Origin of the sequence: Malonomonas rubra, assembly GCF_003247215.1 — a bacterium.
Taxonomy (GTDB): Bacteria; Desulfobacterota; Desulfuromonadia; order Desulfuromonadales; family Geopsychrobacteraceae; genus Malonomonas; species Malonomonas rubra_A.
The window spans coordinates 1-2,702 of sequence record NZ_QKAP01000080.1; the positions used below are offsets into that span (position 1 = coordinate 1).

Sequence of the window (2,702 nt, forward strand, 5' to 3'; positions counted from 1 at the left end):
TTAAGAACAAGCCAAAACCGAAAACGGAACGGCCACGCAAACTCAGCTTCAAGGAAAAGCGCGAACTGGAAGAGCTGCCGAAACGAATCGATGCCCTGGAGACGGAACAGGCCGAACTGCACGAAACAATGGCCGATCCGAACCTCTACCAGCAAGGTGACGGGGCGAAGATCGCTGGCATGCAGGAACGGTTGAAGGTGATTGAAGCGGAACTGGAACAGACCTACTTGCGCTGGGAGGAGTTGGAGCAGATCCCGGAATAGCCATCAGGGGTTCAGCTTTGCACCACAATATTTACAGTGGTTTGCATCCGGTGCGTGTCCTTCGGCGCTGCATTGCGGACAGCTCTGCGTCGTAAGCTGCTGGAAAACGGTCAGCTCCGCGGTCACAATCCCGGTCGGAATGGCGATAATTCCATAACCAAGAATCATCACCAGCGAAGCGAGCGCCTGCCCCAGATCGGTCTGTGGCGAAATATCCCCGTAGCCGACCGTGGTCATGGTGACGATCGCCCAGTAGATCGAACGCGGGATACTGGTAAAACCATGTTCCGGCCCCTCGACGAGATACATCACCGAACCGAACAGCACCATCAACAGCACAACGAAGAGCAGAAACACCTGGATTTTGCGCCGACTGGCATGCAAGGCGCGCTTGAGGTAATTCGCCTCACCGACATATTGCACCAGCTTGAGCACCCGGAACACCCGCAACAGCCGCAGAATTCGGATCACCAGCAAGTACTTTCCGCCCGGAAGCAGCAGACTGAGATAGGTCGGGGCGATCGACAGCAGATCAACGACACCATAGAAGCTGCCGGCATATTTGAGCGGTCGACCGATGCAGCTGAGCCGGAGCAAATATTCGACGGTAAATAGCAGGGTGAAAAACCACTCGAGCCGATAGAAGATTTTGCCATACGGCACCTGCAATTCGGCCACACTGTCGAGCATCACCACGACGACGCTGAAAACAATACTGACAATCAGCAGCAGGTCAAATCGCTTGCCCGCTTGGGTATCCGCCTCGAAAATAATCTCGTGCAAACGCTGCCGGATCGGATTGTTCAATTGTGGTCTCTGCTCAGGCATCTCCCCTCTCGCAGGCTAATTCGGCAATGCCTCGGCAACCAAATCGAGGATATGCACCGGCCGCTGCCTACCGCCGGCGCGGTTGATACTGTCCTGCAACTGCATGATACAGCCGGGACAATCAGTGGCGACCAGTTCGGCGCCGCTCTCCTGAATTGACTTTGCCTTCTTGGCGCCGATCAGCTTGGCGGTATCGTAATGATAAACCGAGTAGGTACCGCCCAGGCCGCAGCAGCTGGCTGCGTTCTCCATCTCGACAAACTCGACCTGCGGCAACGCCTTGAGAATCGCTCGCGGCTCTTTGGTGATGCCATGGTTGCGCAGGTGGCAGGGGTCATGGTAGGTCACCTGCGTACGCTGCTCAGCTTTCGGTAATTGGTCAAGCTGCTCTGCAAAACCCTGCTCGATCAGGAAAACAAAGATGTCCTTGACCTTTTCTTTATAGTCTTTGAACTCTTCACCCATGCCGGGGTAGAGATTCCTCAGCCCGGAGTTGCAAGAAGCGCAGGCGGTGACGATATAGTCATACTTGTGTTTGGCGAAGGCCTTCTGGTTTCTTGCTGCCAGTGTTTCCACCGTCTCAGCCGCTCCAGCCGAAACCGCCGGCAACCCACAGCAATTCTGATCCTTGGGAATGATGATGTTGACGCCAAGAAATTTAAGCGCCTCGATCATCGCTTCGCCGCTTTGCGGGTACATATAGTTGATCCCGCAGCCGGTGAAAAATAAGACCGTCGGCTGCCCCGCTTTCCCCTCAATGAACTCTGGGTAGCGATTCCGGAACGGTTTGTCGGTAACTGGCGGCAGAGTGCGATCCTTGCTAACGAATGGGGCCGGGAAACGAAGCTGCATGCCGCTGTCTTCCGGCAGTTTCTTGAACAGCAGACTTGAAAGCTTGCCACCGCTTTTCGCCAACAGATCCATCAGTCCCTGGTGTTTAAGAACGGTGGCGACCCCTTTGCCAAAGCTGGAGAGCCCCTTCTGCTTGGCAATCTTCAACCGGGTGGCGGCAACGATCTCTTCGGTCGGCACCTTGTTCGGGCACTGGGAGTAGCAGCTGCCACAGAGCAGGCACTGGGACATGTCGAGCAGGAAACGATCCTCCATCTCGACTTCACCCTTGAGTAGGGCGTCAGCCAGAGCGATCTTGCCGCGGGCGACGCGGCCTTCATGCTTGACGGCACCAAAAGCAGGACAGTGGGCGCGGCAGCAACCGCACTTTACACACTGTCCGATCTCTTCGCGATAGTCTTCGAGAGTTTTGAGCTTGGCCATGATCAGTGTACCTGCCGGTCACTCGGGAAGATCTTGCCCGGGTTGAGGATGTTGTTCGGGTCGAGCGCCCGCTTGATCGTCTTCATGTAGTCGATGGCGTTGTTCGCCAGCTCCAGTGGAATGTACGGCTGCTTCATGATGCCAACGCCGTGCTCGCCGCTCATGGTGCCACCCAGCTCCAGCGCCCCCTTGAAGACTTCCTCGATCGCCTGATCCGCTTTCTCCTGTTCACCCTCAATCTTGCTGTCGATCATCACGTTGACATGGATGTTGCCGTCGCCGGCGTGCCCGAAGTTAACGATCGGGATCTGATACTTGTCGGCGATCACATCAATC

Annotated in this window: 3 protein-coding genes and 1 pseudogene; 1 reads left to right on the plus strand and 3 read right to left on the minus strand. The window is 56.0% G+C overall.

Translation table 11 applies throughout. The features are described from left to right. Nucleotides 1-263: pseudogene (locus Q7J88_RS08120) on the plus strand (ABC transporter ATP-binding protein); the annotation flags it as partial. 3 nt (nucleotides 264-266) lie between these two features. Here Q7J88_RS08120 and Q7J88_RS08125 read toward each other — a convergent pair. The 3 genes from Q7J88_RS08125 to Q7J88_RS08135 form a co-directional block, all read right to left on the minus strand. Further along, complete coding sequence (locus Q7J88_RS08125) at nucleotides 267-1,091, minus strand: ion transporter (protein ID WP_303721669.1); 825 nt, start codon at nucleotides 1,089-1,091, stop codon at nucleotides 267-269. A gap of 15 nt (nucleotides 1,092-1,106) precedes the next feature. Further along, a complete protein-coding gene (locus tag Q7J88_RS08130) occupies nucleotides 1,107-2,366 on the minus strand; it encodes a (Fe-S)-binding protein (RefSeq protein ID WP_303721670.1) in 1,260 nt (419 codons plus the stop codon). A gap of 2 nt (nucleotides 2,367-2,368) precedes the next feature. Then, nucleotides 2,369-2,702, minus strand: a 334-nt coding sequence (locus Q7J88_RS08135; protein ID WP_303721671.1) for an FAD-binding oxidoreductase, incomplete at its 5' end; no start/stop codon positions are given.